The following is a 25,915-nucleotide window of genomic DNA, read 5'->3' as shown; positions in this document are numbered from 1 at the left end:
GCTCCTCTTCGCCGGGCTGCCGATCGGGTGACTCGTCGGGTCGGGTGATGCCGGTGTCGCCTGAGTGACTGCCGTTCCTCGCGTGACAGGCTCTCTGTGCGAGTTACCCGTCCTGTTCCTCATTCACATAGACGCGAGGAACACGCGTACCGATCCGGGTCACGATCTCGTAGGCGATGGTTCCGGCCGCCTGGGCCCAGTCCTCGGCGGTGGGCTCGCCGCGGTCCCCGGGGCCGAAGAGGACCGCCTCGGCCCCCGCGGCGGGCTCGTCGCCGCCCAGATCCACCACGAACTGGTCCATGGCGACCCGCCCGGCGACGGTGCGCCACTTGCCCTCGACCAGAACCGGCCCGGCCGAGGAGGCGTGCCGCGGGATGCCGTCCGCGTAGCCCAGCGGAACCAGACCGACCGTGGTGTCGCCGGGGGTCACGTACCGATGTCCGTAGCTGACGCCGTGCCCGCCCGGTACACGCTTGACCAGGGCCAGCGAGGCGGACAGCGTCATGACGGGGCGCAGCCCGAAGTCGGCCGGGGCGCCGAGCTCGGGGCTGGGCGAGATGCCGTAGGTGGCGATGCCGGTGCGGACCAGGTCGAAGTGGCTCTCGGGGAGCGTGAGGGTGGCCGGCGAGTTGGCGATGTGCCGGACCTCGGGCCGCACGCCCCGCTCCTCGGCGTACGCGACCATCTCGCGGAAGACCGCCAGCTGGGCGGCGATGGAGGGATGCCCGGGCTCGTCCGCGCAGGCGAAGTGCGACCACAGGCCCGTGACGCGCAGCAGCCCCTCCGCCTCGGCCCGCAGCGCCCGACGCACCAGCGCCGCCCAGTCGTCCCCCGGCTGGCACCCGTTGCGCCCCAGCCCCGTGTCCGCCTTCAACTGCACCCTGGCCGGTCGGTCGGCCCCCCTGGCCGCCTCGACGACCTCCTGCAGGGCCCACATGCCGCTGACGGACACGTCCAGCTCGGCCTCGATCGCCTCGCGCCACGGCCCGCCCGGCGTCCACAGCCAGCACATGATGCGGCCCGGCAGCCCGGCGGCCCGCAGGGCCAGGGCCTCCTCGGGCGTGGCCGTGCCCAGCCAGGTCGCCCCCGCGGCGACGGCCGCCCGGGCACACGGCACAGCCCCGTGCCCGTACGCCTCGGACTTCACCACGGCCATCATGGCCGCGCCCGGCGCATGGGCACGCAGGGCCCGCACATTGGCCCGCAGGGCGGCCAGGTCGATCTCGGCACGGGCCCTCAGGAACGCGGTCCGCGGGGCTGTTCTCTCGCTCATCGCGCCCAGTGTCTCAGAGGGCTCCGCCGACGGTTCTGCTACGTCCCGGGCCGCCGCCCCCACATGAACACCCGGTCACCCTTCCTGAGCACCCCACAACCTCCGCGCGACCGCCTCCCCGAACGGCACATACTCGACGAGCGCGTACGTCCCGCCGGAGCGCTGCGCGGCCCGACGGCCTCTTCCGCCGCGGACGGCGGGTACACCACGGGCGGCAGGGCCTGGTCGGGCGTGTCGAGCGCCCAGGGCTGAGCGGGCCCGACCACGCCGCTCGGCCACTGCCAGCCGGTCCGGCGCTTGAGGAGGACGAGGCCGTTCAGGCCGAAGCGGGGGCCGGGGGCGGCAACCCCCGTAGGCGGGACGGGAGGGGGTGGAGGAGGCTACCCACCCCGGCGACCCCACCGGCCCGCATCCCCCCGTCCGCCCCCTCATCCCTCCGTCTTCATCCCTCAGCCCGGCCCCCACCGCCATCCCTCAGCCCGACTCGCACCCCCATCCCTCAGCCCGACCAGCTCCCCCATCCCTCAGCCCCGTCCCTCAGCCCAGGACATTCCGCCAGGCCTCCGGAACCGCACCCGCCACATCGTGCGCCCCCACCGGCGCCCCCTCCGCCGCCAGCCGTCCGGCCAGCCCGTGCACATACGCCCCCGCACTCCCGGCGTCCCTCGCGGACAGCCCCGCCGCCAGCAACGACCCGGCCAGCCCCGACAGCACGTCTCCGCTCCCGGCCGTGGCCAGCCACCCCGTGCCCGTCGGGTTCACCCGCACCGCCCCACCCTCCGAGTCGGCCACCAGCGTCGTCGACCCCTTCAGCAACACGGTCGCCCCGTACCGTCGCGCCAGTTCCCGAACCGCCGCCAGCCGGCCACCCTCGACCTCCCCCCGCTCCACTCCCAGCAGGGCCGCCGCCTCACCCGCGTGCGGCGTCATGAGCGTCGGCGCCCGCCGGCCCCGCACGACCTCCGCGTCCGCCAGCCGCAGCCCGTCCGCGTCGATCAGCACCGGCACCTCCGCGGCCAGTACCTCCGCCACCGTCGCCGCGTCGTCCCCCGCCCCCGGTCCGACGACCCACGCCTGCACCCGCCCGGCGTGCTTCGGCCCCTGATCCGACACGAGCGTCTCGGGGAACCGCGCGATGACCGCGTCCCCGGCCGGTCCGACGTACCGCACCGCCCCGGCCCCACCCCGCAGCGCGCCCGCGACGGCCAGCACGGCGGCTCCCGGGTAGCGCGCCGACCCGGCGGCGATGCCGACCACGCCCCGCCGGTACTTGTCGCTCTCCGCCCGCGGCACCGGCAGCAACCGGGCCACGTCGCGGTGCTGCAACGCCTCCAGGTCCGCCTCGGCCGGCAGCTCCAGCCCGATGTCGACCAGGCGCACCGACCCGGCGTACTCGCGTGCGGGATCGATCAGGAGCCCGGGCTTGTGCGTCCCGAAGGTGACGGTCAGGTCGGCCCGCACGGCGATGCCGTGGACCTCCCCGGTGTCGGCGTCGACGCCGCTCGGAAGATCGACGGCGACCACCGCTCCCCGTGACCGCCCGGCGGCAGCGGCCAACGGCACGGCGTCCGGCCGCAGCCCGCCCTTCCCGCCGATCCCGACGATCCCGTCGACGACGAGGTCCGCGCCCTCGGCCAGCGGCTCGCCCTCACCGGCCCCGACGGCCCGCCCCCCGGCCCGCCGCAGCGCCGCGAGCCCCGCCGTGTGCGCCCGGTCCGGCGCGAGCAGCACCGCCGTGACCCCGGCCCCCCGACGGGCCAGCCGGGCCCCCGCGTACAGGGCGTCGCCCCCGTTGTCGCCACTGCCGACCAGCAGCACGACCCTGCTCCCGTACACCCGCCCCAGCAGGTCGGCGCAGGCCGCGGCGAGTCCGGCGGCGGCGCGTTGCATCAATGCCCCCTCCGGCAGCCGCGCCATCAGCTCCCGTTCGGCGTTCCGGACCGTCTCCACGCTGTACGCAGTACGCATGCGGTCGAGTTTCCCGTACGACCGCCGGGCCACTCCCCCTCACACGCACCTCCCGCGTCTTCCCTCTCTGCGAACCGTGTCGGATCCGTTGACGCTCTGCCGCCCCTTTGCCAGACTCCCGGCCGTGCAGAAAGCGCTTGCACACTCCCCCACATCCGACGAAACCGAGGCCCCCATGGGACGCAGAGCCGCATTACTGGCAGCCGCCGGCGCCACCGCCCTCCTCACCGCGGCCGGCACCCTGACCGCCCCCGCCACGGCCACCCCCACGCGCGCCCTGGCCTGCGGAGACGGCTCCTATCAGGCCGAGGCCGTGCAGAGCGGCGGCAACTGGACCGCCCGGCGCGGCGGCGGCACGGTCTACACCGGAACCGACATGCGCGCGGCCGTCCAGGCGGCCGTCAACAGCCTCACCGCCGGGCGCACCTCGAAGGAACGGGTCGTGGTCCGCGGCTCGGGTTCCGTCTCGGCGGGCTCGCGCATCTCCCTGCCGAGCTACACGATCCTCGACGTCTGCGGCACGATCAACGTCACCGGCAGCGGCTCGGGCGACCAGGCTCCGGTCTACTCGCGCGGCACCCGCGACGTGGAGGTCCAGAACCTCAAGCTCACCGGCACCCCGCTGTACGGCATCTTCCTGCGCAACGTCCAGAACGTGGTGCTGGGTCAGATCGACATGCGTCTCTCGCGCGGCCTGGGCGTCCGCATCGACAACCGGGGCGACACCAGCCAGTGGACGCGCAACGTCCGCATCGACAACGTCTACGTCTCCGGCGCGTCCAGCCACGCGGTGGAGACCTACGGCGTCGACGGCCTCACCATCGGCACGGTGACGGCCCGCAACGTCGGCGAGTCCGGCCTGCTGCTCAACCAGACCGTCAACGCCACCGTCACCAAGGTCGACGCGGAGAACGCGGGCACCGGCACGGGCTACGCCGCCTTCCGCATGGCCAACCGCAACGGCCGGATCGGCAGCGGCTACCCCACCAACATCCGCGTCGGCGAGGTCATCGCGCGCGGCGGCGGGCGCGGGGTGTTCTGCGTCTCGGAGAGCGGCGGGGCCGTCATCGACAGGGTGACGCTTTCGAACACGGGCAACAACTCGGTCCTGATCGAGAACTGTTACAACGTCAGTCTCGCGGCGCGGAGCGGCACGATCACGGGCGGCGGCGAACTACGCCTGGCGGCCCGCTCGGAGTTCCCCAACAACAAGGACATCACCGTCCAGAACCTGACGGTCACCAACTCGGCCATCAGGGAGAGCCCCTGCGGCGAGAACACGACGTTCCGCAACATCACACGGGTGAACAGCAGTCAGTCGATCTGCTGACTCGGCCCCCGAAGCCCTCGCCACCCCACGCGGCGAGGGCTTCGGTGTCCTTCCTGCGGGTCGCCCCTCTCGAGGCGTATGATCGAGCCGTATTTTGAACTCGTTCAAAAAATGGGAGTGGCGAGACATGACCAGTTCGACAGCACCCGGAGAACAGGACAGCCCCGCCACCGCCCTGGGCCCCACGGCCCTGGTCCTCGGCGTCTTCTCGGCCGGGGGCACCTGGGCGTTCCTGTTCCCGTGGACGGTCCTGGCCGGAGCACTCGCGGTGACGTTCGGAGCGATGGGCCTCCACTACGCCCGCAGGGGCACGGGCCGCCTGTGGCCGGCGGCAGCCGGTACGACCCTGGGCGCGATCGGCCTCATCGGCACGATCACGCTGCTAGGGAGCCTGGTCTAGGGGTGTGCCGCCGCCGTGACACCGTGCGCGGACAGCCGTAAAGATCCATCAGAAGCCCCACGGGGTTGCGGACACCCTCCGGGGATGTGGCTCACGCCTCGGCGATGACCACGGCCGAGGCGATGCCCGCGTCGTGACTCAGCGACACATGCCAGGTCCGCACGCCGAGTTCGGCGGCCCGGGCGGCCACCGTCCCGGTCACCCGCAGCCAGGGCCGCCCACTGTCCTCGACGCGCACCTCGGCGTCGGTCCAGAGCAGCCCGGGCGGAGCACCGAGCGCCTTGGCCAGTGCCTCCTTGGCCGCGAACCGCGCGGCGAGCGAGGCGACTCCCCGTCGCTCGCCGCTGGGCAGCAGCAACTCCCGCTCCACGAACAGCCGCTCGGCCAGCGCGGGCGTCCGCTCCAGTGACGCGGCGAACCGATCGATCTCGGCGACGTCGATCCCGACCCCGATGATGCTCATGCGCAGCACCCTACGGGCCGTCCGGCGCCCGCGGGCTCGGCTCCCCGGCGACCACGTCGGCTTCGTGGGTCGCGGTGACGGCACGGTCGAGAAAGCGGGTGAGCATATCCGCGTCGGAACAGAGGTGGAGACCGCGGTGGAGGTGCTTCGAGAACTCGACACCGCGCGCCTCCAGGACACGCAGGACCGCTGCGGCCCAGGCCGAGTGGTACCCGGCGGCGAAACCCACCGCCCACCGCTCGGGGTGTTCGGCCTCCCCCGCCGCGTGCGCGTGCACGAGGGCCAGGTCCTCCAAGGGGACGACTCCGCGCTGTCTGAGCCCTTCCAGCCCGAACCGGAAATCCCCCGCCACCTTGTGCGGGGGAATGCCCAGCGCAAGGCACACAGCCGTGAACCTGTACAGGTCGAGCAGCTCTGCCGGCTCGTCCTGCTCACCGTCCTGCTCGTCGGCCAACGCTCAGGCCCGTCCGGGCCCGGCCCCCGGGGCCTCCGGGTCCGCGACGAACAGGTCCTCCGCGCGCGCGACGGTGCGGGAACGCTCCAGCCACGCGTCGAGACGCTCCAGGTCCGTGCAGGTCGTGATGCGCTCGCGCACGGAGTCCGGTACGGGGATACCGCGCACCTCCAGCACGTACAGGATGCCCTTGGCCTCCCCTTCGGCCTTGCCTTCTGCCTTGCCTTCTGCCTTGCCTTCGAGGTAAGCCGTCTCACGGACCGTCCCCCGGCCGGGGAAGTAGTTGACGAACGACATGATTTCCTTCAGTTTCTTTCCGGCTGGGCTGTTGCCCAGGCTGATTTCCAGGAAGTCGTAGAAGTAGTCGGCGGTTTCAGGGTCCGTTGCGCGCGTCTCATGAAGGGCGGTTGTCAGCGCCTTCAGTATGGCGTCGGAATCGGCACTGCGGGCGTGCGCCAGGGCGGAGAGCACGGCCAGCGCGAGGTTCTTCGCCGCGGTCCGGGCGTCGGTGATCACCGGCAGGTTCTCCGGCCCGACGACCAGCGGGTGGGTCCGCTGCGCCGTCCAGCCCCGCGTGCCGCAGTCGAAGGGACCGGCCGCCCACTTGGCTGTGACTCTGTCCTGGCAGACCACGAGAAGCAGGACGGGCAGGCTGTACTTCGCCTGGAGAAAGGCGACGTAGTACGCCCAGCTCCGCTCCTTGCCCGCGACCTTGCCCGACTGCGACTCGATGGCGAGCAGGAAATCCTCGCCATCGGACGGGCCGACGCGCAGCACCGTGTCCACACGCCGCTCCAGCGGCCGGGCCTCCGTCACGTCGGTCGTGACCGCGTCCACGGTCGCCTTCGCGGATAACGGGACACCCAGCACCCCGAACACGGGAGCCAGGATCTCGGGCCGCTCCTGGAAGATGCGGTGCATGCCCTCGTGAGCTGATGTGACCATGTGTGCAACCTAGTTGGGTCAAGGAGTGATTTATCCGGGTGAAGGCGGTACGTTCACCCTTTCGAGGGGCGCTAAAACGTTCACGCCGCCGAGGTCAGCTCGCACCACACGTACTTGCCCCGGTTGCCGTCCCTCGTCAGCGGCTGCCAGCCCCACAGGTCGGAACACGCCCGGACCAGCGCGAGCCCCCGCCCCGCCTCCGAGTCGCCGGCCTGCTCGAACGACCCCGGCGGCTCGGGCGGCTCCGGGTCGGCGTCCCACGCTCCGATCCGCAGCACCCCGGCCGACCATCGCACGCGCAGGGCGGCGGGCCCCTTGGTGTGACGTACGGCGTTGCAGACCAGCTCGGCCGCCAGCAGTTCGGCCACATCGCCCAGGCGGATCAGCCCGTGCATCGTGAGGATCAGGCGGAGGGTACGACGACTGACCGTGACGGCCCGCAGGTCGTTCGGGATGTACAGGGTGTATTCCCAGGGCTCGTCGGACTCGCATTCGAGCATGCGTGAACTCCCGTTCTGCAGTGAGGGGTTGATGTCACAGGGCGGTGTCATTGCCGCAGCCGTCATGGCAGGACGGGGCGGTGCGCTTCCGGAGCCCCGGGCAATTCGCAGCGTGTGCGTCGCATCACCGACGGTAGGTCTTACTGTTTAAGTTCTGCAACCTGATCGCCTACTCTGACACCCGAACGAGTCGCATTGGCAGGCACATTGGGAGGCAAGCGATGGCATTGAGAAGCGAGCCAACCGCGCGACAGATGCGTCTGGCCCTCGAACTGCGAAGACTCCGCGACGCAGCGGGCCTCACAGCCCGCGAGGCGGCAGCCCTACTCGGGGTCAGCGCCCCGCAGATCAGCCAGATCGAGGCCGGCCTCGCCGGGGTGAGCGCGAAGCGCCTGCGCCGCCTGGCGGCCCACTACGTGTGCACGGACGAGGTGTTCATCGACGCCCTGGTTGCCGTGGCAATCGATCGGACACGCGGTTGGTGGGAGGACTATCGGGGGCTGCTGCCCACACCGTTCCTCGCCCTCGCCGAGTTGGAGCACCACGCCACGTTCCTACGGGAGGCGCAGTTCCTGTACATCCCAGGCCCACTCCAGACTGAGGCCTACGCTCGCGCCGTCTACGCCTACAGGGTTCCTGAACTTCCGGAGGAGGATCTGGAGTTGCGCGTCCGGCACCGGATGCAGCGCAAGGTGATCCTCGAAGGCCCTGCTCCCAAGCCTTACGAAGCCGTCATCCACGAGGCGGCCTTGCGCATCATGGTCAGTGATCGCGCCACCTCACGAGCCCAACTCGTTCACTTGCTCGAACTCTCCGAAGCAGACGACGTCACCGTGCGCGTCATCCTCTTCGACCTGGAGGACTTCGCCGGAGCCGCGAGCGCCATGACGTACGCAGGCGGCGCCGTTCCCAAGCTCGACACAGTCGTACGTGACGGGCCGCAGGGTGCCACCTTCATCGACTCCGAAGCCCAGCTCGCCGCCTTTCGAACGCTCTTCCGTAAAGTGGAGGCGGTGTCGCTCGACGCCGAGCGGTCCCGCGAATTCATCCACAGGTTGGCGAAGGAGCTGTGAGGCGCCTATGGACACCACCGGCAAGTGGCAGAAATCTTCCTATTCAGGGCCTGGCGACGGCGACTCCTGCGTGGAGATCGCCCCGACCCCCACCCACATAGCCATCCGCGACTCAAAGACCCCTGCCAGAGCGACTGTCACCGTCCCGGCCGGAGCCTTCACCGCCTTCGTCGACGCCCTCAAGGGCGACTACTCCACCGTCACCGACTTCGCCAGATTCCGGGGCTGATCCACCTCGTTGCCCCGGGCCGTGGCCAGCTCACAGGCGAACACCTGCAACGGCACGGTCGCCACCATCGGCTGGAGCAGCGTCGGCGTGACCGGGATCCGGATCAGATGGTCGGCGTAGGGCACGACCGCCTCGTCGCCCTCCTCCGCGATCACGATCGTCCGCGCGCCCCGGGCCCGGATCTCCTGGATGTTGGACACGATCTTGTCGTGCAGCACCGACCGCCCGCGCGGCGACGGCACGACCACGACGACCGGCAGATCCTCCTCGATCAGCGCGATCGGCCCGTGCTTCAACTCCCCTGCGGCGAAGCCCTCGGCGTGCATGTACGCCAGTTCCTTCAGCTTCAGCGCGCCCTCCAGCGCCACGGGGTAGCCCACATGCCGCCCCAGGAACAGCACCGTGTCCTTCGAGGCCAGCGTGCGCGCCAGCTCCCGTACCGGCTCCATCGTGCCCAGCACCCGGTCCACCGCGTCGGCGATCGAGGACAGGTCGCGGACCACCGCCCGGATCTCGTCGCCCCACTTGGTGCCGCGCACCTGGCCCAGATACAGGGCGACCAGGTAACACGCCACGAGCTGCGTCAGGAACGCCTTCGTCGAGGCGACGGCCACCTCCGGCCCGGCGTGCGTGTACAGCACCGCGTCCGACTCGCGAGGGATCGTCGAACCGTTGGTGTTGCAGATCGCCAGCACCCTGGAGCCCTGCTCGCGGGCGTGCCGCAGCGCCATCAGCGTGTCCATGGTCTCGCCGGACTGGGAGATGGCGATGACGAGCGTCTGCGCGTCCAGGATCGGGTCCCGGTAGCGGAACTCGCTCGCCAGCTCCACCTCGCAGGGCAGCCGCGTCCAGTGCTCGATCGCGTACTTGGCGATCATCCCGGCGTGGAAGGCCGTACCGCACGCGACGATGACGATCTTGCCGATCTCCCGCAGCACCCGCGGAGGGATCCGCACCTCGTCCAGCGTGAGCGAACCGGAACGGTCGATCCGGCCCAGCAGCGTGTCGGCGACCGCCTTGGGCTGCTCGGCGATCTCCTTGAGCATGAAGTAGTCGTAGCCGCCCTTCTCCGCGGCCGACGCGTCCCAGTCGACGTGGTACGAGCGCACGTCGGCGGGGCGGCCGTCGAAGCCCGTCACCGTCACGCCGTCCCGGCGCAGCTCCACCACCTGGTCCTGCCCGAGCTCGATCGCGGACCGCGTGTGGGCGATGAACGCGGCGACGTCCGAGGCGAGGAAGGCCTCGCCCTCCCCGACGCCCACCACCAGCGGCGAGTTCCGCCGCGCACCCACCACCACGTCCGGTTCGTCGGCGTGCACCGCGACCAGCGTGAACGCGCCTTCCAGCCGACGGCACACCAGCCGCATCGCCTCGGCGAGATCCGCACACGCCGAGAACTCCTCGGCGAGCAGGTGCGCCACGACCTCGGTGTCGGTCTCGGAGGTCAGCACGTGGCCGCGCTCCTCCAGCTCGGCCCGCAGCAGGGCGAAGTTCTCGATGATGCCGTTGTGCACCACCGCCACCCGTCCCGCGTTGTCGACGTGCGGGTGGGCGTTGGTGTCCGTCGGCCCGCCGTGCGTGGCCCAGCGGGTGTGCCCGATGCCCGTCGCGCCGGCCGGCAGCGGCCTGCCGTCCAGCTCCTTCTCCAGGTTGAGGAGCTTGCCGGCCTTCTTGGCCGTCGCCAGCCCGCCGTCGGCCAGGACGGCGACGCCCGCCGAGTCGTACCCCCGGTACTCCAGGCGCTTCAGCCCGGCCATCACGACCTCGAGCGCGGACTGCGGCCCCACGTATCCCACGATTCCACACATGGGCGGCAGCTTAGAGTCGATTCACGCGCCGAACCGGTCGCAGCGTGCCCGAAATCGGAAATTCCCACCGGGGTACGAACCCCGCGGCCCGCGAGGCGCCCGGCCGGTTTCCATCGCCGTCGGACGAGGAAGAGCCCGCGTGACGGATCCCACCCCACCATCCGTTCGTACGCCCGTAACAATGGACTGTGATCTCTCCGGTCTCCTCGATGCCCCGGAGCGCCCACCGGCCCCGCCCGGAGGCGACTCCCTACGTCGACCTCACCCGAGCCGAGTGGAGCGCGTTGCGTGACAAGACGCCGCTGCCACTGACGGCCGAGGAGGTCGAGAAGCTGCGCGGTCTCGGCGACGTGATCGACCTCGACGAGGTGCGGGACATCTACCTCCCGCTGTCCCGGCTTCTCAACCTCTACGTCGGCGCCACCGACGGCCTCAGAGGCGCGCTGAACACCTTCCTGGGCGAAAAGGGCTCCCAGTCGGGCACCCCGTTCGTCATAGGCGTGGCCGGCTCGGTCGCCGTGGGCAAGTCGACGGTCGCCCGCCTCCTTCAGGCCCTGCTCTCGCGCTGGCCCGAGCACCCGCGCGTCGAACTGGTCACGACCGACGGCTTCCTGCTGCCCACCCGGGAGCTCCAGGCCCGGGGCCTGATGTCCCGCAAGGGCTTCCCGGAGTCCTTCGACCGCCGGGCCCTGACCCGTTTCGTCGCCGACATCAAGGCCGGCAAGGACGAGGTCACCGCGCCCGTCTACTCCCACCTGATCTACGACATCGTCCCGGACAAGAGGCTCACGGTCCGCCGCCCCGACATCCTGATCGTCGAGGGCCTGAACGTCCTCCAGCCGGCCCTGCCCGGCAAGGACGGCCGCACCCGCGTGGGTCTCGCCGACTACTTCGACTTCAGCGTGTACGTCGACGCCCGCGTCGAGGACATCGAGACCTGGTACCTCAACCGCTTCCGCAAGCTGCGCGCGACCGCCTTCCAGAACCCGTCCTCGTACTTCCGCAAGTACACCCAGGTCTCCGAGGAGGAGGCCCTGGACTACGCCCGGACGATGTGGCACACCGTCAACCGCCCCAATCTGGTGGAGAACATCGCCCCCACCCGGGGCCGCGCCACCCTCGTCGTGCGCAAGGGCCCGGACCACAAGGTGCAGCGGCTCAGCCTGCGCAAGCTGTGACGCCGGGAAGGAAGACGGGTTGGATGAGCGCCATGCTCCATCTGCGTCTGCTCACGCCGTCCGACCGGACCGACGACGTGGTCCTGCTGATCGGGAAGACGGTCGGCACCACCCATCTCGTCGTGCTGCAAAAGAACGCCGACGGCTCCTGAAGGGGGCCGGGGGCAGCGGCCTCAGGGGCGCGGGGAACCGCGCGACAAGCCATGAGGGCGCCGCGGCCCGCGAACCGTAGCGCCCCCGCCCCCTGCCCGCGCGGCCGACTACCCCAGCGCGGACTTCACCGCGTCGGCGAGCCGCCCCGCGACGGACCGGGCCTGCTCGATGTCGGCCGCCTCGACCATCACGCGCACCAACGGCTCGGTTCCGGAGGGCCGCAGCAGCACCCGCCCGGTCGCTCCCAGCTCCCGCTCCGCGTCCGCGACGGCCGTCGCGAGCTCCGCGGACATCCCCACCCGCGACCTGTCGACGTCCGGCACATTGATCAGCACCTGCGGCAACCGCTCCATGACGGCGGCGAGTTCGCGCAGCGTACGTCCGCTCTCGGCGACCCGGGCCGCCAGCAGCAGCCCGGTCAGCGTCCCGTCGCCGGTGGTGGCGTGGTCGAGGACGATGACGTGCCCGGACTGCTCGCCCCCGAGGGCGAACCCGTGCTCCTTCATCTCCTCCAGCACGTACCGGTCGCCGACGGCGGTCTGCACCAGCCGGATGCCCTCGCGCTCCATGGCCAGCTTGAACCCGAGGTTGGACATCACGGTGGCCACGACCGTCTCGGACCGCAGCGCGGAGTGCTCCCGCATCGCCAGCGCGAGCACGGCGAGGATCTGGTCCCCGTCGACCTCCTCGCCGGTGTGGTCGACGGCGAGGCACCGGTCGGCGTCCCCGTCGTGCGCGATGCCCAGATCGGCTCCGTGCTCCACGACGGCGGCCTTGACCTTGTCCAGGTGCGTCGAACCGCACCCGTCGTTGATGTTGAGCCCGTCCGGCTCGGCCCCGATGGTGACGACCTCGGCACCGGCCCGCTGGAACGCCTCGGGCGAGACCCGGGAGGCGGCGCCGTGCGCCTCGTCGAGGACGATCTTCAGCCCGTCGAGCCGGTTCGGCAGGGCACCCAGCAGATGCGCGACGTACCGGTCGAAGCCCTCGTCGTAGTCGCGCACGCGGCCCACGCCGGAGCCGGTCGGGCGGTCCCACGGGGCGCCGGTGCGGTGCTCCTCGTAGACGGACTCGATCCGGTCCTCCAGCTCGTCGGCGAGCTTGTGCCCACCGCGGGCGAAGAACTTGATGCCGTTGTCGGGCATGGCGTTGTGGCTCGCGGAGAGCATCACACCGAGGTCGGCGCCGAGCTCTCCGGTGAGGTACGCCACGGCGGGCGTCGGCAGCACGCCGACCCGCAGCACGTCCAGGCCCGCGCTGGCGAGTCCCGCGACGACGGCGGCTTCCAGGAACTCCCCGGACGCACGGGGGTCACGCCCGACCACGGCCCTCGGCCGGTGTCCTTCGAACGTGCCCGCCTCGGCCAGTACGTGTGCCGCGGCCACGGAGAGGCCGAGGGCCATCTCCGCCGTCAGATCCGCGTTGGCGACACCGCGCACGCCGTCCGTGCCGAAGAGTCGTCCCACTGTGGTGTCCTCCGAATTGCTGAAGAGAATGCGGCTCACATCCCCAGTACACCCCCCTGAGACTGTCCGGGAGCTGTAGGGGTTGTGTAAACGAACCGCCCCGGCAGCACGTCCGTGCCGCCGGGGCGATCGTTGCGAAGCCAGTCGCAAGGACAGGCGACGCGATTAGCGCTTGCTGTACTGCGGAGCCTTGCGGGCCTTCTTCAGACCGGCCTTCTTGCGCTCGACCGCACGGTCGTCGCGCTTGAGGAAGCCGGCCTTCTTCAGCGGACCGCGGTTGTTGTCGACGTCGGCCTCGTTCAGCGCACGGGCGACACCGAGACGGAGCGCACCGGCCTGACCGGAGACACCGCCACCGGAGATGCGGGCGACGACGTCGTAGCGGCCCTCGAGCTCGAGAACCTTGAACGGCTCGTTGACTTCCTGCTGGTGCACCTTGTTCGGGAAGTAGTCCTCGAGGGTGCGACCGTTGATCTTCCACTTGCCGGTGCCCGGGACGATCCGGACGCGGGCGATGGCGTTCTTGCGACGGCCCAGGCCGGCGGCCGGCTGGGGCTCGCCGAAGCGGGAGGCCATGGACTCCGAGGTGTACTCGCCCTCGACGGGCACCTCGGACTCGGTGGTGTAGCTGTCGATGTCAAGCTCTTCGAGCGGCTGCTCGGCAGTGGTCTCGGCCACGATTCTCCTCAGATTCTGTTCAGTCTTAGGGGGTGGCCGGACTTACTGCGCGACCTGGGTGATCTCGTACGGCTGCGGCTGCTGCGCGCCGTGCGGGTGCTGGTCACCCTTGTAGACCTTCAGCTTCGAGAGCATCTGACGGCCCAGCGTGTTCTTGGGAAGCATGCCCTTGACGGCCTTCTCGATGGCCTTCTCGGGGTTCTTGTCGAGCAGCTCGTCGTAACGGACGGAGCGCAGACCACCCGGGTAGCCGGAGTGGCGGTACGCCATCTTCTGGGTCCGCTTGTTGCCGGAGAGGTGCACCTTGTCGGCGTTGATGATGATGACGAAGTCACCAGCGTCGACGTGCGGCGCGTAGATCGGCTTGTGCTTGCCCCGGAGGAGCGTCGCGGCAGTGGTGGCGAGACGACCCAGGACAACGTCCTGAGCGTCGATGACGTGCCACTGGCGCGTCACATCGCCGGGCTTGGGGCTGTACGTACGCACGGTTCGTAGCCTTCGCTTCGAGTGAATGGTCCATAACTGGTCACCGAAACGATCACGACAGCCTGGACCGCACTGCGGCGACGCATACCGCGTACGTGGGGTCGCTGGTCATCGGCCCGGTGGACCGGTGTAAGGGCCCGTCCCGTGAGAATGAGCAAGCCAATACACAACGAACAAGCAGAATACCGGGGTACACCACAAGGGTCAAAACGCGGTATCACCGCGGCCGCCCGGTCACCGAAACATACAGGACGGCACAGAAGGTGACGGCCCTCCGCAGCGTCCCGCGCCGCACCGGCCGGACCCAGGGGACGACCGGGCAGAGCAGCACGTCGACGGCGACCGCGGCGCACCACCGCACCGCGGAACGGCCACCGCGCGGACGACCGAACCCCCGCAGCGCCCCCACCACGACCGACGGCCACACCCCGGCCGCGAGGCCCTGCCACGACAGCGGCAACACCAGCAGCACCACGGCCGGCAGCAGTCGCCCCAACCACCCGGAGATGTCGCCTTTGCCCGTGCCCATGGGAGGAACGCTAGGGGCTGGAGAGCCGATCCGGGCGGACCAGCACACCCCTTGTCCCGTCTAAGATGCGGCCCATGAGCTTTGGGCAGCAGGGGGGACCTCAGTCTCAGTGGGATCCCTGGAATCCACCGTCACAGCAGCCCTGGAACAGCGGGGGCGGCCACGCTCCGGACTGGGCGGCGCTCGCCGAGGCCTCCGAGGCCCGCAACAGGCGACGCCGGCTGCTGCTGATCGGCGGCGGCGCGTTCGCCACCGTCGCGATCGGCACCGCCGTCGCGGTGGCCGTCGTCTCGGCGGGCGGCGACAGCAAGGGCACCCCGACCTCCCTGCCGTCGGCCGACATCCCGAGTCAGTCCGCCTCGGCCCCGTCGTTCGCCCCGACCAGCGCCCCTCCCCCGCTGGACCCGAAGGACTTCATCGCCAGCGCGAAGAAGGACAAGGCCCCGCTCAGCCCGGCCGCCCTCTTCCCGGGCACCCAGCTCACCATGGGCGAGACGGTCTACGAGAAGGGCCCCACGGCGGACACGAGGAACTGCGCCTCGGCGGCCGGCGGCACGCTCCCCGAGGTCCTCACCGCGAACGACTGCACACGCCTGATACGCGCCACCTACGTCAAGGACGGCATCGCGGTGACGGTCGGCGTGGCCGTCTTCGACACCGAGGCACAGGCCCTCAAGGCCAAGGGCCAGTCCGACAAGAGGAGCTTCGTCAAGTCGCTCTCCGGCGGCGGCGTCAAGCCCTTCTGCGAGTCGGGCGTCTGCCGCACCACCAGCAACTCCTACGGCCGTTACGCCTACTTCACCAACGCCGGCTTCACCGACGGCAAGGACGTGACGCCCAAGGACACCGCGGTCTTCAAGACCGGGAACGACCTGGGCCAGTTCACGTTCAACCAGATCCGCCGCCGCGGCGAAGCCCAGGCCTCGGCCGCGGCCAACGGGTGACCTGCCGCCGCCGCGCGCCCGGTCACAGCCTCTTCGCGCTGCGCAGCGTCTTGGCGTAGTAGCCGTTGCCGTCCAGCCGGGACACTCCACCGACATCGCCGATGGTCGGTCCGTTGACCTCCTCGCGGCTGGAGACGAAGAGCAGGTGGCCCTCGGTGTCGTAGCCGAGCACCATGCCCACGTGGTCCAGACGCTGCTCGGTGCGGGCGTCGAGCTTGAAGAAGACGAGGTCCCCGGGCTGGAGCTGGTCGATGCCGGAGGGCCGGTCCTCGGACGAGACGCCGGTGAGCGGCAGGATGTCGGCCCCCTCCTCGGAGCGGGCCATGCCGTTGGCGGTGCGCGGCAGGCCGTCACCCGACTTGTCCGAGGACATGAGCGGGTAGCGGGCGCGGTAGCCGAACACCATCCGCATGTAGCCCGAGCAGTCGATCGACCGGGCGCGCGCGGTCTCCGGCTGCCCGATCACGCCGTCGCGGAAGGGGTACGGGAGGCCGAGGTAGTCGTAGAAGTCGGACTGCTCCAGGCGCAGGTCGCCGCCCTCGGCCCCGCTCGTGTTGAGAGGCCCGAAGTTGGCGTCACCGGCGTAGACGGTGCCCTGCCCGTCCTTCTTCTGCTTGGCGCCCGCGACGTACTGGAAGGCGATGGCCAGCAGGTCGTCCTCCTTGCCGGTCTCGTACTCCGCGTACCAGTCCTTGAACCACTTCTGCTTCTCCGCGCCCTTCTTCCAGGGCTCGGGCATGAGGCGGACCCAGTCGGTCGTGGAGACCTTGGAGCTCGTCGACGAGGGCTCGGCGAAGGTGCGGGCCGGTCCGGTCAGGGTCGCGGTGCGCGCCCCGTCGGTGAACACCGCCCTGACCTGGCCGTCGGATCCGCGCAGCACGGAGCGGGCGGGGTTCTCCAGCCGGGACCAGCTCTCGGCGCCCTTGCCCCTGGCCTTCGTCGCGCCGCCGGCCCGGTCCGAGCCGTCCAGCACGCCGACGTTCGTGATCTCCGGGACGCCCTTGTCCTCCTGCTTGCGGAGCTCGACGGTGAGGTAGCCGGAGGTCGCGACGAGCGCCAGCACCACGAGGCCGGAGAGGACCGGCCGCGATTTCTTCTTCCCTGCCATGTGTTGTCTCCTGGGTTCTCGGTCGCCGGGACACCGGTGCTCAGACGGTGGGCATGATGCCGAGCAGCAGTCCGGCGGCGACGACGATGTAGGCCATGAGCGAGACGGTGCCGGTCGCCAGCAGCGTCGGCCCCTTGGGCTGGCGGACCATCTGGTACGCGATCAGGCCGGGCACGATGAAGCCGAGGGTCTGGTTGCCGTACAGCAGCGGGAACTCGATCGAGAGCACGATCATCACGGTGGCCTGGAGCAGCACGCCCAGCAGGACCACCGCGGCGAACAGCCGCTTGCCGTAGAGGATCACCAGTCGCTGCATGACCTTGGTGCCCGCGTAGGTGAGGGCGGTGACGCCGACCACCATGGCCGCCCGCTGGAGGTCCTCGATGAGGGTCAGGGCCAGCCAGCCCGGCGTGATCATGCCGCCGGGCGACAGGTTGGTGGTCAGGTAGCACAGCAACGAGAAGAACAGGCCGATGGCGATGCCGAGGGCGGCCATCTCGGGGGTCAGGGCTGCGGTGGTCAACGAGGTCTCCGGGCACGGGATGCGGGTGCGGGTTCGGTGCGGGGCGATCGGCGGTCCTGCGGGCGGCGCCCGCCCCGCCCGTGGACGTCAGGAACGGGGAGGCCGTCCTCCGTCGTCGGCCGGGGCGTACCCGTCGGGCTCGTCGGCGTACTGCCACGTCTGCCGGGCCGGAGCGGCGTACGGTCCCTGCGGGTGGGGAGCCGGGCCGGGGTGTCCGGCGCCGGGGTACGGCCCCGACGGCTGGGCGGGGACGCGGACCACCGGGATCTCCTGGGTACGGGAGGCCTGGTAGCGCTCCTCATAGGCCATGGGGTACGAGGCGTAGGGGTCCAGGCGCGCCGGCTGGGCCGGTGCGGCCGGGTCCGAGGGCCGGGCGGCGTCGGCGGGGGCGGACTCGTCCGCCGGGAGTTCGGCCAGGTACTCCAGCAGTTCCTCGCCCTGGCCGTGGATGTTGCCGATGGCGACCAGAGAGGAGTCGGCGGCCAGGCGATCCAGCAGGGCGGGCATGAACTCCTCGGCCGACCGCCGTTCGCCCCCGAGGTCGATCGCGCGGTCGCGCCACTCGGCGGGGATGGCGTCGATCGCGCTCTTGGACGGGTGCCCGATGACGAAGACGTGGTCCGGCTGGAGGTCGGGGATGATCTCGCCCATCTGGCCGTTGCGCTCCACGCGGTCGGGCCGGCAGTTGATCACGACGTTCAGCGGCCGGTGGATGGCTCCGAGGTCGAGCAGCTGGTTGATGTTCATCAGCGTCGACTCGGGGTCGTTGGCCGCGAAGACGTTGGCGAAGGCGAGCCGCTTGCCCTCGGGCGTCGCGTAGCGCTCGACGGACAGCACGCCCGGGTCCGGCGGGGCGTCGTACATGCCCTGCAGGGCGACCCGCCGCTCCACGCCGAGCAGCTCGGCCACGACCAGGGCGATCGCGACGTTCTCCTTGAACGTGAACCAGCTGAAGCCGCGCAGTTCCTCGTCGGTGACGGTCTCCGGGTCGGCGTAGACCAGCTGGCAGTTACGGGCGTCGGCCTCCTCCTGGAGGATGTGGAAGCGCTCCTTCTCGGCGGTGACGCAGATGCCGTCCTCCGGCATGGAACGGCACAGCGAGCGGGCCACGTCGTCGAGGGTGGGTCCCATCTCGGCGAGGTGGTCCTCGCGGACGTTGCACAGCACGCCGATCGTGGAGCGGATCAGCTTGCTCTGGTTCACCTCCTGCAGGGCCGGCATGACGGCCATGCACTCGATGACGAGGGCGTCGGGCCGGTAGGTGGCGGCCCGGCGCACGATGCCGATCTGCTCCACCACGTTGGCGATGCCGAACTTGCGGTAGACCGGTTCCTCGGTGGCGTCCGGGTGGATGAACCGGGCCGCCGTGCCCGTGGTCTTCGCCACGGTGACCAGGTCGCCGCCGCGCAGCGCCCCGGCGCACAGCCGGGTGATGGAGGACTTGCCGCGGATGCCGTTCACGAGCACGCGCGACGGGATGCTGTGCAGGCCGGCGTAGTGCCGGCGCTGTTCCACGATGCCTGCCACCAGCAGCAGCACACTGCCGGTGAGCAGGACGACGTACAGATAGAGCACGGCTGGGTCACCTTCCCCGAACGCCGGCCTCCGGCTCCGCGAGCCGGCGTGCCTGAGTCTGCTTACGGGCCTGGAGTTGCTGGCGCAGCAGTTCGAGGCTGCGCACGACCGCGCCGACCTCGTCCTGGTAGCGGGGGTACAGCACGGACTTGAGGTCGCCGTCGGCCAGCTTCTCCGCATTGGCCGCGAGGGCCCGCATCGGCCGGGCCACGACCAGGTGCACCCAGCCGAGGCAGACGACGATCAGGGCCAGACCGAGCAGTCCGGCCAGGACGCTGCGGTCCTCGCGCTGGTAGGCGCTGATCTGGAAGTCCTTGGCGTTCTGCCAGCTGACCACGGTCCAGCCGAGGTCGGCCGCCACGCCGCCGCCGGAGAACGGGGCTGCCGCGGCGACCGTGGTCCCGCGGCCTTCGCGGATCAGCAGCCCGTTCTCGACGGGACCGGCGCCGGCGTGGACGCTGCCGGCCCGGACGAGGTCGGCGAGCGCGTCGCGCGGCAGTTCCTCGAAGGCCAGGAAGCCGTCGCTGGCGGCGAGGGTCTCCGCCTTGGCGTCCACCACGCGGACCTCGCCGAGTCCGGGCCGCTTCAGCAGCGAGTTGAGGAACTCGATCCGGACCTCGCCGACCAGGGTCATGCCCTTGTGGTCGGGCAGGGGCGCCCCGGCCTGGACGACCGGCTTCTTGCCGCCCTTGCCGCCGACCCGGACCAGCGGCTGCTCGTCCGCGTCGGCGAATCCGGCGCGCGGCTCCTCGCCGGCGCGGGCGACGACCTCGCCGGCCTCGTCGAGGAGGTACAGCGCCTGGTAGCGGGTGTGCTCGCGCAGAGTCTTCTCGAGCAGCACCCGGCCGGCGTCGGCGTCGTCCGGGTCGACCAGCCGGGACGTGGAGACCAGGTCCGCCTGCGCCTCGTTGAGCGCCCGGCGTACCCGGTCGGCGACCAGGTCGGTGCGGTCACGCTGGTCGGCGACCATGCTGGCCGGGATGCTGACGGAGTCGTCGGTGCGGTTCAGCAGGAGGCCGACGGGCACGCACCACAGCAGCAGCAGGACGGCGGTCAGCGCGAGCGGTCCGCGCACCCCGAACCGGCCCTTGACGCGCTGGCGCCCGCCTGGTTCGTCGGCCGGGCCGCCCAGCTGCGTGCGCAGCCTCTCCAGTGCGGAGCCGATGCGCGCCGCCTCACCCCAGCGGGGCACGGCCACCGGGCGGGTCAGGTCGCCCCGGGCCAGTCGGCGGGACTCCAGGAACAGCCGCAGCAGCGGCCGTTGCACGTTCGTCCACAGCACGCCCGCGGCGAGCAGTCCGAGCACCACCAGCGCACCGGCCGCCAGCAGCCCGTACAGCTCCCGGCCCGGACCGGTGGCCTGCTGCTGGACCACGGGCAGCAGGGCGACGACGGTGAGCCCGAGGCCCGCGCCCACGCTCTGCTTCTCCTCCGGGTCGGCGGAGGAGAGGGAGGCGTAACCGGCCGTGGCGACCCGGCCGTTGTAGGTCCCGCCGACCAGGGACCCGCTGACACCGGGGTAGCCGCGGGAGCCCGGTTCCCTGGCGCTGACCGGGTCCTGCTCGGTCTCCCGTGCCGCCTGCGCGGACAACCCGCTCATCTGCTTCTGGAGGAAGCCCAGCTCCTTGCGCTCCTGGTCGGAGTTGAGCGCCTCGGACTGTTCGAAGCCGGCCGTGGCGAGGATCTCCCCGCCGGTGGCGACGACTGCCATGGAGCGGAACTGGCCCAGGTTGATGGCGGGGACGGACAGGCTGTTGGAGGCGAGCAGCAGTTGCTGCGGCCGGTCCTCGAAGTCGAGGACCGCCATGGTCATCAGGCGTACGTCGCCGGTCTCCAGCCGCACCATGCGGGGCTTGAGGGCCGTGTCCCCGGTGAGGACGTCCTTGTCCAGCCACCCGAGGGGAATCGTTTCACCCCTGGCGGCCAGCACCTTCCCGCTCTCCAGGTCCAGGACCGTGGTGCCCGTCCACTTCTGGTACGTCTTCCCCAGGTCGGACAGAACGCGCTCGGGCTTCACCGGTGCCCCCGCGTTCAGCGCGGCGGCGGTGCGGTTCAGGTCGGTGACCCGCTCGTCGATCGAGGCGCGCAGCGCGATGGCGCCGTCCTCCGCGAAGTGCCGCTGCGAGGAGAGCACCGCCTGCGGTACGGCCTGCTCGCCGGCGGGGCCGAGCACCTGGGCGGTGAGGCCCGCGAGGGCCAGCACCAGCACGCACAGCAGAGCGATCGGGGGACGGACGCCGCCGAGCAGCGGCATGTCCGCGCGTCTCCGGCTGCGCCGCCGCCCTCCCTTCACGGGGCGCACGGCGCGGGTGGGTGTCACCGGTGGTCTCCTCCGGCCTCTCTGGGTGAAGAACGGCCGCACAGAACACCGCTCCCGGGGGAGGGGCACGAACCGCCGTATACAAGACTGTCGGGGAGGGCCGAGGTTGTGCCGCTCGCCCCCCTGTGTGCTGTGGCCCTAGTCACGCTCCAGCGCGAGCTCCTTCAGGCCGTCGCCCCCCGGCGCCCCGCGGTTGTACAGGAAGCCCCGTGTGCGGTCGGCCGCCAGCCGGTAGCGCGCCAGCCGCTCCTCGGAGAGGTCGCCCGGCGCGTCGAGCGTCCGCCGTACGTCCACCACCCGGTGGTCCTCGACTGCGCCGGGGGGCGGCTTCTCACCGGCCTCCACCTCTGGCGGGATATCCACCAGCGTCGTGGCGTAGCGGGCCGAGACGTCCCAGCCGTCGGTCGCCTCGCGGAACTCGAACCAGCCGATCGCGCCCTCCTCGGTGAGCCCGGTGGGCGAGGAGTGCCGGGCGACCTGGTTGCCCAGGCTGTAGGCGACCCAGGTGCCGTTCACCTTCTGGATCGGCTGCACCACATGGGCGTGGTGCCCGATCACCAGGTCGACCCCGGTCTCCGTGGTGAGCCGCTCCGCCAACCGCAGCTGGGGAACACTCGGTTCGTTGTAGTGCTCGAGCCCCCAGTGGACCGAGAGGATGACCACCTCGGCGCCCTTCTCGCGGGCCCGGGCCTCTGCGTCCTTGATCGCGTCCGTGTCGAGCTGGTTGAGCGCCCACTTCTCCTTCTCCGGCGTCGGGTTAAGGAACGACATCCAGGAGAACGAGAGGTGGGCGACCTTGACGCCGTTGACGTCACGGATGCTGACCCGCTCCGCCTCCTCGGGCGTGCGGGCGGAGCCGGTGTGCCCGAGGCCGGCCTTGTCCATGGCGTTCAGGGTGCGCCGAACCGCGCCCAGGCCGTGGTCGTAGGTGTGATTGGAGGCCGTCGAGCAAGTGTCGTAACCCACGTCCTTGAGCGTCGTCAGGATCTGCGGCGGGACGAGGAACTCCGGGTATCCCTCGAAGGGACCCTGCGGCTTTCCGACGGGCGTCTCCATGTGGCAGATGGCCAGATCGGCCTTGCTGACGACCGGCTTCACCCCGGCGAGCAGCGGCCCGAAGTCCAGCCCGGCCTCTCCTTCACCGGTCTTCTTGGCATCCTTGGCAGCCTGGTCGACCAGCTCGGGGTGGATCAGCACGTCACCGGCGGCGGCGACGGTGAACGAGCGCCCGCCCGGCTTCACCTGCGGCGCCGAGGCCGCGGAGGTGCACGCGGTCGCCACGGCGAGGGTGGCCACGAAAGCGGTTGCCGTCCGGGCGACCCGGAGAGGATCACTAAATGTCACCGCATCATATTCACATGAAGCACACAAGCACCACGTCCGTTACCGTCACAAGACAGTCACACTTGACGCGCATTCTGATCCAATTCGGACTTTTTCTCGCCCTGTTCGGCTGTCAGTCGGCACCAGACCGGTCAACGGACGACCCCACCCCGCACGCCCGGGAGCTGGTGGACCTCCGCGACAGGATCCTCACGTACACGGCCGGCCTGAAACCCGACGCCGCGTACGCCCCGCCGGACGACACCCAGCGTGAACGCGTCGCCGAAGGCGTCGGCCACCTCCTGGACGGCGACACCGCGCAGGCCGAACGACTGCTCACTCCCCTCGGCCTCAAGCTGACCCGTCTCACCGACACCGAGTCCGGCCGCAGGTACGACGAGATCGCCGCCGCCCGGCCGGGCCGCGCCGCACGCTGGGGACGCCTCTACCTGACCGCCGACTCCGACGTCCGCTGGAACGCCCAGGTACCGCACCCGGTCTCCGACCGGGACACCGAACACCTCGGCGTGCGGCTCCTGGAGGAAAACCCCGGCGGCTCGCTGGTCGTGGCCGGCGCGCACCGCAGAGCCGGCCGGGGCGACGCCGCCGACGTCGCCCACCGGAAGGACAGCCTCTTCCACGCCATCGTCGTGGAGCTCCAGAAACGCGACGTCCCCGGCCTGCAACTGCACGGCTTCGGCAAGGACTCGGACCACCCCTACGAGGCCGTCCTCTCCACCGGAGCCGCGCGGAGCGCCCTCACCGAGGCCGCCGCCCTGGCCGACGGCATGCAGGCCGACGGGCTGCGGGTCTGCCGGGGCTGGTCGGCCCGCTGCCCCCTGGAAGGCACCACGAACGTCCAGGGCAAGGCCGCGGAGCGCCACCACGCCACGTTCCTGCACGTGGAACTCTCCCCTGACGCACGCGGCGACGGCACCGACGCCGACGCCGCCGCCACGGCCCTCTCGGGGCTGCTGACCACCTGGAACTCGGCCCGCCGGTGAGGAACGGTGGAAGCCGGTCAGCAGCACCCCGCCGACGGCAACGACCGCTTGTTGCGCGCCTCCTTGCCGCGCGCGGCGAGCAGCGCGTCGGCCGGGTAGCCGACCTCCTCCAGCGTCAGACCGTGCGGCCGTACGACGTGCACGGCCGAGTCCCGTACGCCGGCCGCCAGCACCTTCCCCGGCCAGTCGGCCGGCCGGTGGCCGTCGCCCACGAACAGCAGCGCCCCGATGAGGGAGCGCACCATGTTGTGGCAGAAGGCGTCGGCCCGCACGGTGGCCGTGATGATCCCGTCGTCGCCCCGCACCAGGCTCAGCTCCTGGAGCGTGCGGATGGTGGTGGCGCCCTCGCGCTTCTTGCAGTAGGCGGCGAAGTCGTGCTCGCCCAGCAGCCCGCGGGCGGCCTCGTTCATGGCCTCCACGTCGAGGGGCCAGTCGTGCCACAGGACATGCCCGCGCAGCAGCGGGTCGACGCCCCCGGGGTTGTCGGTGACCCGGTACGCGTAGCGCCTCCAGATCGCCGAGAAGCGGGCGTTGAAGCCACTGGGCGCCTCCCTCAGGGCCCAGACGCGCACGTCCCGGGGCAGTCGCCCGGCGAGCCGCTTGAGCAGCTTCTGGTGGTGCTCGGCCCACACCTCACGCGGCAGATCGACATGGGCGACCTGCCCCCGCGCGTGCACGCCCGCATCGGTACGCCCCGCGACGGTCAACTCGTACGTCTCCCGCGACCGCGTCACGGTCCGCAGGGCGTCCTCGATCTCCCCCTGTACGGTCCGCCGCCCCCCGGCCTGCTTGGCCCACCCGGAGAACTCGCTCCCGTCGTACGACAGATCGAGCCGGACCCGGACACGGTCGGCCTGTACTTCGTCATTCACCCCAGGCTCCTCTCACCAGCACAAAGGCGGGCCCGTCCCCGACAGGGAACGGACCCGCCAACGCCCTCAGGGGCGCGGGGAACCGCGCGACAGGCCACCACGAACCCGCGGCCGCGAGCGACGCACAGTCCCCGGCAGACGCTTACGCGTCCTTGGACTCCTCGGCGTCCTCGGCCTTGGTCGTGTCGACCTTGGTCTCGGCAGCCTCGGCAGCCTCGGTGTCCTTGGCGGCACGCTTGGTCGCGGCCTCGGCCTCGCCCGTCGCCTCCTGCGCCACGGTCAGCGCCTCGACCAGCTCGATGACCGCCATGGGCGCGTTGTCGCCACGACGGTTACCGATCTTGGTGATGCGGGTGTAGCCACCCGGGCGGTTCTCGTAGCGCGGGCCGATCTCGGTGAAGAGCGTGTGCACGATGCTCTTGTCCGTGATGACCTGGAGCACCTGACGGCGGTTGTGAAGGTCGCCCTTCTTCGCCTTGGTGACCAGACGCTCGGCGTACGGCCGCAGCTTGCGGGCCTTCGCCTCCGTGGTGGTGATACGACCGTGCTCGAAGAGCGACTTCGCGAGGTTCGCGAGGAGGAGCTTCTCGTGCGCGGCGCTGCCGCCCATACGGGCACCCTTGGTGGGCTTCGGCATGGTGTTTCTCCTAGGTGTCTGCCCCGGCCGTATCAGGTACCGGGGTCAGTATCCGAGCGAGCGGTTGCCCGTCGGAGATCCAGCCGCCCCGAAGGGGCAGCTGGAAGGGGCGCGGGACGGTATCGACATGCGACTCCGTCGCGTGGGCGCGACCGGCCACAACCGGCCCGCAGACACAGTACGGCCTCCCCGCGGAGCGCTCAGTACTGCTCGGTCTCCACGAAACCGGCGTCCGCGTCGTCGTCCGCGCCGAACGCGTCCGCCGCGGCGGTCGGGTCGAAGCCGGGGGGCGAGTCCTTCAGCGCAAGCCCCATACCCGCGAGCTTGGCCTTGACCTCGTCGATCGACTTCGCACCGAAGTTGCGGATGTCGAGCAGGTCCGCCTCGGAACGGGCGACGAGCTCACCCACGGAGTGGATGCCCTCACGCTTGAGGCAGTTGTACGACCGAACGGTGAGCTCCAGCTCCTCGATCGGCAGGGCCAGATCGGCGGCCAGGGCGGCGTCCGTGGGCGAGGGGCCCATGTCGATGCCCTCGGCGTCGATGTTCAGCTCACGGGCCAGACCGAACAGCTCGACCAAGGTCTTGCCCGCCGACGCCATGGCGTCACGCGGACGCATGGCCTGCTTGGTCTCGACATCGACGATCAGCTTGTCGAAGTCGGTCCGCTGCTCGA

Annotated in this window: 26 protein-coding genes and 1 pseudogene; 8 read left to right on the top strand and 19 right to left on the bottom strand. The window is 70.9% G+C overall.

The window, feature by feature from the left end:
* Positions 1 to 103 precede the first annotated feature (103 nt).
* Positions 104 to 1,273 carry an alanine racemase gene (alr, locus tag ABTX62_RS21475; protein ID WP_352117656.1) on the bottom strand — a complete coding sequence of 390 codons (1,170 nt, stop codon included), beginning with the start codon at positions 1,271 to 1,273 and terminating at the stop codon, positions 104 to 106.
* Between the two features lie 537 nt (positions 1,274 to 1,810).
* On the bottom strand, positions 1,811 to 3,241 hold the full coding sequence (locus tag ABTX62_RS21470) for an NAD(P)H-hydrate dehydratase (RefSeq protein ID WP_352117655.1): 1,431 nt from the start codon (positions 3,239 to 3,241) through the stop codon (positions 1,811 to 1,813).
* Positions 3,242 to 3,416: 175 nt separating this feature from the next.
* Here ABTX62_RS21470 and ABTX62_RS21465 point away from each other — a divergent pair, with 175 nt between their 5' ends.
* Positions 3,417 to 4,571 (top strand): right-handed parallel beta-helix repeat-containing protein, encoded by a 1,155-nt coding sequence (locus ABTX62_RS21465; RefSeq protein ID WP_352117654.1) that lies wholly within the window; start codon positions 3,417 to 3,419, stop codon positions 4,569 to 4,571.
* Positions 4,572 to 4,698: 127 nt separating this feature from the next.
* A complete protein-coding gene (locus tag ABTX62_RS21460; RefSeq protein WP_352117653.1) occupies positions 4,699 to 4,971 on the top strand; it encodes a hypothetical protein in 273 nt (90 codons plus the stop codon).
* Positions 4,972 to 5,062: 91 nt separating this feature from the next.
* On the opposite strand, the gene ABTX62_RS21455 is transcribed toward ABTX62_RS21460, so the two are convergent.
* The 4 genes from ABTX62_RS21455 to ABTX62_RS21440 all read right to left on the bottom strand — a co-directional run bounded on the left by ABTX62_RS21455 (position 5,063) and on the right by ABTX62_RS21440 (position 7,333).
* The gene (locus tag ABTX62_RS21455; RefSeq protein ID WP_352117652.1) at positions 5,063 to 5,434 is read right to left on the bottom strand and encodes a holo-ACP synthase; all 372 of its coding nucleotides are present in this window, start codon (positions 5,432 to 5,434) and stop codon (positions 5,063 to 5,065) included.
* Positions 5,435 to 5,444: 10 nt separating this feature from the next.
* Complete coding sequence (locus ABTX62_RS21450; RefSeq protein ID WP_352117651.1) at positions 5,445 to 5,888, bottom strand: hypothetical protein; 444 nt, start codon at positions 5,886 to 5,888, stop codon at positions 5,445 to 5,447.
* Between the two features lie 3 nt (positions 5,889 to 5,891).
* Positions 5,892 to 6,833, bottom strand: coding sequence for a hypothetical protein (locus ABTX62_RS21445; protein WP_352117650.1), 942 nt, complete (start codon positions 6,831 to 6,833; stop codon positions 5,892 to 5,894).
* 80 nt (positions 6,834 to 6,913) lie between these two features.
* Positions 6,914 to 7,333, bottom strand: coding sequence for an ATP-binding protein (locus tag ABTX62_RS21440; RefSeq protein WP_352117649.1), 420 nt, complete (start codon positions 7,331 to 7,333; stop codon positions 6,914 to 6,916).
* Positions 7,334 to 7,554: 221 nt separating this feature from the next.
* On the opposite strand from ABTX62_RS21440, the gene ABTX62_RS21435 reads away from it, so the two are divergent.
* Positions 7,555 to 8,406 (top strand): helix-turn-helix domain-containing protein, encoded by an 852-nt coding sequence (locus ABTX62_RS21435; RefSeq protein ID WP_352117648.1) that lies wholly within the window; start codon positions 7,555 to 7,557, stop codon positions 8,404 to 8,406.
* Between the two features lie 7 nt (positions 8,407 to 8,413).
* The gene (locus ABTX62_RS21430) at positions 8,414 to 8,635 is read left to right on the top strand and encodes a DUF397 domain-containing protein (RefSeq protein ID WP_352117647.1); all 222 of its coding nucleotides are present in this window, start codon (positions 8,414 to 8,416) and stop codon (positions 8,633 to 8,635) included.
* Here ABTX62_RS21430 and glmS read toward each other — a convergent pair.
* A complete protein-coding gene (gene glmS, locus ABTX62_RS21425) occupies positions 8,596 to 10,443 on the bottom strand; it encodes a glutamine--fructose-6-phosphate transaminase (isomerizing) (protein ID WP_352117646.1) in 1,848 nt (615 codons plus the stop codon). The genes ABTX62_RS21430 and glmS overlap by 40 nt on opposite strands.
* Positions 10,444 to 10,652: 209 nt before the next feature.
* Between glmS and coaA the strand changes: the two genes are divergently transcribed.
* Positions 10,653 to 11,621: a type I pantothenate kinase gene (gene coaA / locus ABTX62_RS21420; RefSeq protein WP_352117729.1), complete on the top strand. Its 969-nt coding sequence runs from the start codon at positions 10,653 to 10,655 to the stop codon at positions 11,619 to 11,621.
* A gap of 32 nt (positions 11,622 to 11,653) precedes the next feature.
* Positions 11,654 to 11,749, top strand: a pseudogene (locus ABTX62_RS21415) (DUF389 domain-containing protein); the annotation flags it as partial.
* 132 nt (positions 11,750 to 11,881) lie between these two features.
* On the opposite strand, the gene glmM reads toward ABTX62_RS21415, so the two are convergent.
* The 4 genes from glmM to ABTX62_RS21395 form a co-directional block, all read right to left on the bottom strand.
* Positions 11,882 to 13,240: a phosphoglucosamine mutase gene (glmM, locus tag ABTX62_RS21410; protein ID WP_352117728.1), complete on the bottom strand. Its 1,359-nt coding sequence runs from the start codon at positions 13,238 to 13,240 to the stop codon at positions 11,882 to 11,884.
* Between the two features lie 165 nt (positions 13,241 to 13,405).
* Positions 13,406 to 13,918: a 30S ribosomal protein S9 gene (rpsI, locus tag ABTX62_RS21405; protein ID WP_018564827.1), complete on the bottom strand. Its 513-nt coding sequence runs from the start codon at positions 13,916 to 13,918 to the stop codon at positions 13,406 to 13,408.
* Positions 13,919 to 13,960: 42 nt separating this feature from the next.
* Entirely contained in the window at positions 13,961 to 14,404 is a 444-nt protein-coding gene (rplM, locus tag ABTX62_RS21400; RefSeq protein WP_010036634.1) for a 50S ribosomal protein L13, read from the bottom strand.
* 217 nt (positions 14,405 to 14,621) lie between these two features.
* On the bottom strand, positions 14,622 to 14,933 hold the full coding sequence (locus tag ABTX62_RS21395) for a hypothetical protein (protein ID WP_352117645.1): 312 nt from the start codon (positions 14,931 to 14,933) through the stop codon (positions 14,622 to 14,624).
* A 74-nt stretch (positions 14,934 to 15,007) separates the two neighbouring features.
* Between ABTX62_RS21395 and ABTX62_RS21390 the strand changes: the two genes are divergently transcribed.
* The gene (locus tag ABTX62_RS21390; protein ID WP_352117644.1) at positions 15,008 to 15,877 is read left to right on the top strand and encodes a hypothetical protein; all 870 of its coding nucleotides are present in this window, start codon (positions 15,008 to 15,010) and stop codon (positions 15,875 to 15,877) included.
* Between the two features lie 22 nt (positions 15,878 to 15,899).
* On the opposite strand, the gene ABTX62_RS21385 is transcribed toward ABTX62_RS21390, so the two are convergent.
* The 5 genes from ABTX62_RS21385 to ABTX62_RS21365 all read right to left on the bottom strand — a co-directional run bounded on the left by ABTX62_RS21385 (position 15,900) and on the right by ABTX62_RS21365 (position 22,699).
* Complete coding sequence (locus ABTX62_RS21385; protein ID WP_352117643.1) at positions 15,900 to 16,985, bottom strand: NlpC/P60 family protein; 1,086 nt, start codon at positions 16,983 to 16,985, stop codon at positions 15,900 to 15,902.
* A gap of 40 nt (positions 16,986 to 17,025) precedes the next feature.
* Positions 17,026 to 17,508 (bottom strand): poly-gamma-glutamate biosynthesis protein PgsC/CapC, encoded by a 483-nt coding sequence (locus ABTX62_RS21380; RefSeq protein WP_150482528.1) that lies wholly within the window; start codon positions 17,506 to 17,508, stop codon positions 17,026 to 17,028.
* A gap of 87 nt (positions 17,509 to 17,595) precedes the next feature.
* Positions 17,596 to 19,083 carry a poly-gamma-glutamate synthase PgsB gene (gene pgsB, locus ABTX62_RS21375; protein ID WP_352117642.1) on the bottom strand — a complete coding sequence of 496 codons (1,488 nt, stop codon included), beginning with the start codon at positions 19,081 to 19,083 and terminating at the stop codon, positions 17,596 to 17,598.
* Between the two features lie 7 nt (positions 19,084 to 19,090).
* A complete protein-coding gene (locus tag ABTX62_RS21370; protein ID WP_352117727.1) occupies positions 19,091 to 21,337 on the bottom strand; it encodes a HAMP domain-containing protein in 2,247 nt (748 codons plus the stop codon).
* Between the two features lie 204 nt (positions 21,338 to 21,541).
* The gene (locus ABTX62_RS21365; RefSeq protein ID WP_352117641.1) at positions 21,542 to 22,699 is read right to left on the bottom strand and encodes a CapA family protein; all 1,158 of its coding nucleotides are present in this window, start codon (positions 22,697 to 22,699) and stop codon (positions 21,542 to 21,544) included.
* A 41-nt stretch (positions 22,700 to 22,740) separates the two neighbouring features.
* Here ABTX62_RS21365 and ABTX62_RS21360 point away from each other — a divergent pair, with 41 nt between their 5' ends.
* Positions 22,741 to 23,730: a hypothetical protein gene (locus tag ABTX62_RS21360; protein WP_502997989.1), complete on the top strand. Its 990-nt coding sequence runs from the start codon at positions 22,741 to 22,743 to the stop codon at positions 23,728 to 23,730.
* Between the two features lie 17 nt (positions 23,731 to 23,747).
* Here the strand turns inward: ABTX62_RS21360 and truA are convergent, their stop codons facing one another.
* The 3 genes from truA to ABTX62_RS21345 all read right to left on the bottom strand — a co-directional run.
* Entirely contained in the window at positions 23,748 to 24,602 is an 855-nt protein-coding gene (truA, locus tag ABTX62_RS21355) for a tRNA pseudouridine(38-40) synthase TruA (RefSeq protein ID WP_352117639.1), read from the bottom strand.
* A gap of 142 nt (positions 24,603 to 24,744) precedes the next feature.
* Complete coding sequence (rplQ, locus tag ABTX62_RS21350; protein ID WP_352117638.1) at positions 24,745 to 25,239, bottom strand: 50S ribosomal protein L17; 495 nt, start codon at positions 25,237 to 25,239, stop codon at positions 24,745 to 24,747.
* 200 nt (positions 25,240 to 25,439) lie between these two features.
* The coding region (locus tag ABTX62_RS21345) for a DNA-directed RNA polymerase subunit alpha C-terminal domain-containing protein (protein WP_303049969.1) at positions 25,440 to 25,915 on the bottom strand (476 nt) is incomplete at its 5' end.

It is taken from the genome of Streptomyces sp. NPDC096046 (assembly GCF_040303285.1).
GTDB lineage: Bacteria > Actinomycetota > Actinomycetes > Streptomycetales > Streptomycetaceae > Streptomyces.
Note: the sequence above shows the minus strand (reverse complement) of the source record. Positions and strands in the feature narration are given on the sequence as shown.

Coding starts and splice junctions, on each gene's coding strand:
- alr (WP_352117656.1), bottom strand. CDS start 1,273: ATGAGCGAGAGAACAGCCCCGCGGACCGCGTTCCTGAGGGCCCGTGCC.
- ABTX62_RS21470 (WP_352117655.1), bottom strand. CDS start 3,241: ATGCGTACTGCGTACAGCGTGGAGACGGTCCGGAACGCCGAACGGGAG.
- ABTX62_RS21465 (WP_352117654.1), top strand. CDS start 3,417: ATGGGACGCAGAGCCGCATTACTGGCAGCCGCCGGCGCCACCGCCCTC.
- ABTX62_RS21460 (WP_352117653.1), top strand. CDS start 4,699: ATGACCAGTTCGACAGCACCCGGAGAACAGGACAGCCCCGCCACCGCC.
- ABTX62_RS21455 (WP_352117652.1), bottom strand. CDS start 5,434: ATGAGCATCATCGGGGTCGGGATCGACGTCGCCGAGATCGATCGGTTC.
- ABTX62_RS21445 (WP_352117650.1), bottom strand. CDS start 6,833: ATGGTCACATCAGCTCACGAGGGCATGCACCGCATCTTCCAGGAGCGG.
- ABTX62_RS21440 (WP_352117649.1), bottom strand. CDS start 7,333: ATGCTCGAATGCGAGTCCGACGAGCCCTGGGAATACACCCTGTACATC.
- ABTX62_RS21435 (WP_352117648.1), top strand. CDS start 7,555: ATGGCATTGAGAAGCGAGCCAACCGCGCGACAGATGCGTCTGGCCCTC.
- ABTX62_RS21430 (WP_352117647.1), top strand. CDS start 8,414: ATGGACACCACCGGCAAGTGGCAGAAATCTTCCTATTCAGGGCCTGGC.
- glmS (WP_352117646.1), bottom strand. CDS start 10,443: ATGTGTGGAATCGTGGGATACGTGGGGCCGCAGTCCGCGCTCGAGGTC.
- coaA (WP_352117729.1), top strand. CDS start 10,653: ATGCCCCGGAGCGCCCACCGGCCCCGCCCGGAGGCGACTCCCTACGTC.
- ABTX62_RS21395 (WP_352117645.1), bottom strand. CDS start 14,933: ATGGGCACGGGCAAAGGCGACATCTCCGGGTGGTTGGGGCGACTGCTG.
- ABTX62_RS21390 (WP_352117644.1), top strand. CDS start 15,008: ATGAGCTTTGGGCAGCAGGGGGGACCTCAGTCTCAGTGGGATCCCTGG.
- ABTX62_RS21385 (WP_352117643.1), bottom strand. CDS start 16,985: ATGGCAGGGAAGAAGAAATCGCGGCCGGTCCTCTCCGGCCTCGTGGTG.
- ABTX62_RS21370 (WP_352117727.1), bottom strand. CDS start 21,337: ATGCCGCTGCTCGGCGGCGTCCGTCCCCCGATCGCTCTGCTGTGCGTG.
- ABTX62_RS21360 (WP_502997989.1), top strand. CDS start 22,741: ATGTCACCGCATCATATTCACATGAAGCACACAAGCACCACGTCCGTT.
- rplQ (WP_352117638.1), bottom strand. CDS start 25,239: ATGCCGAAGCCCACCAAGGGTGCCCGTATGGGCGGCAGCGCCGCGCAC.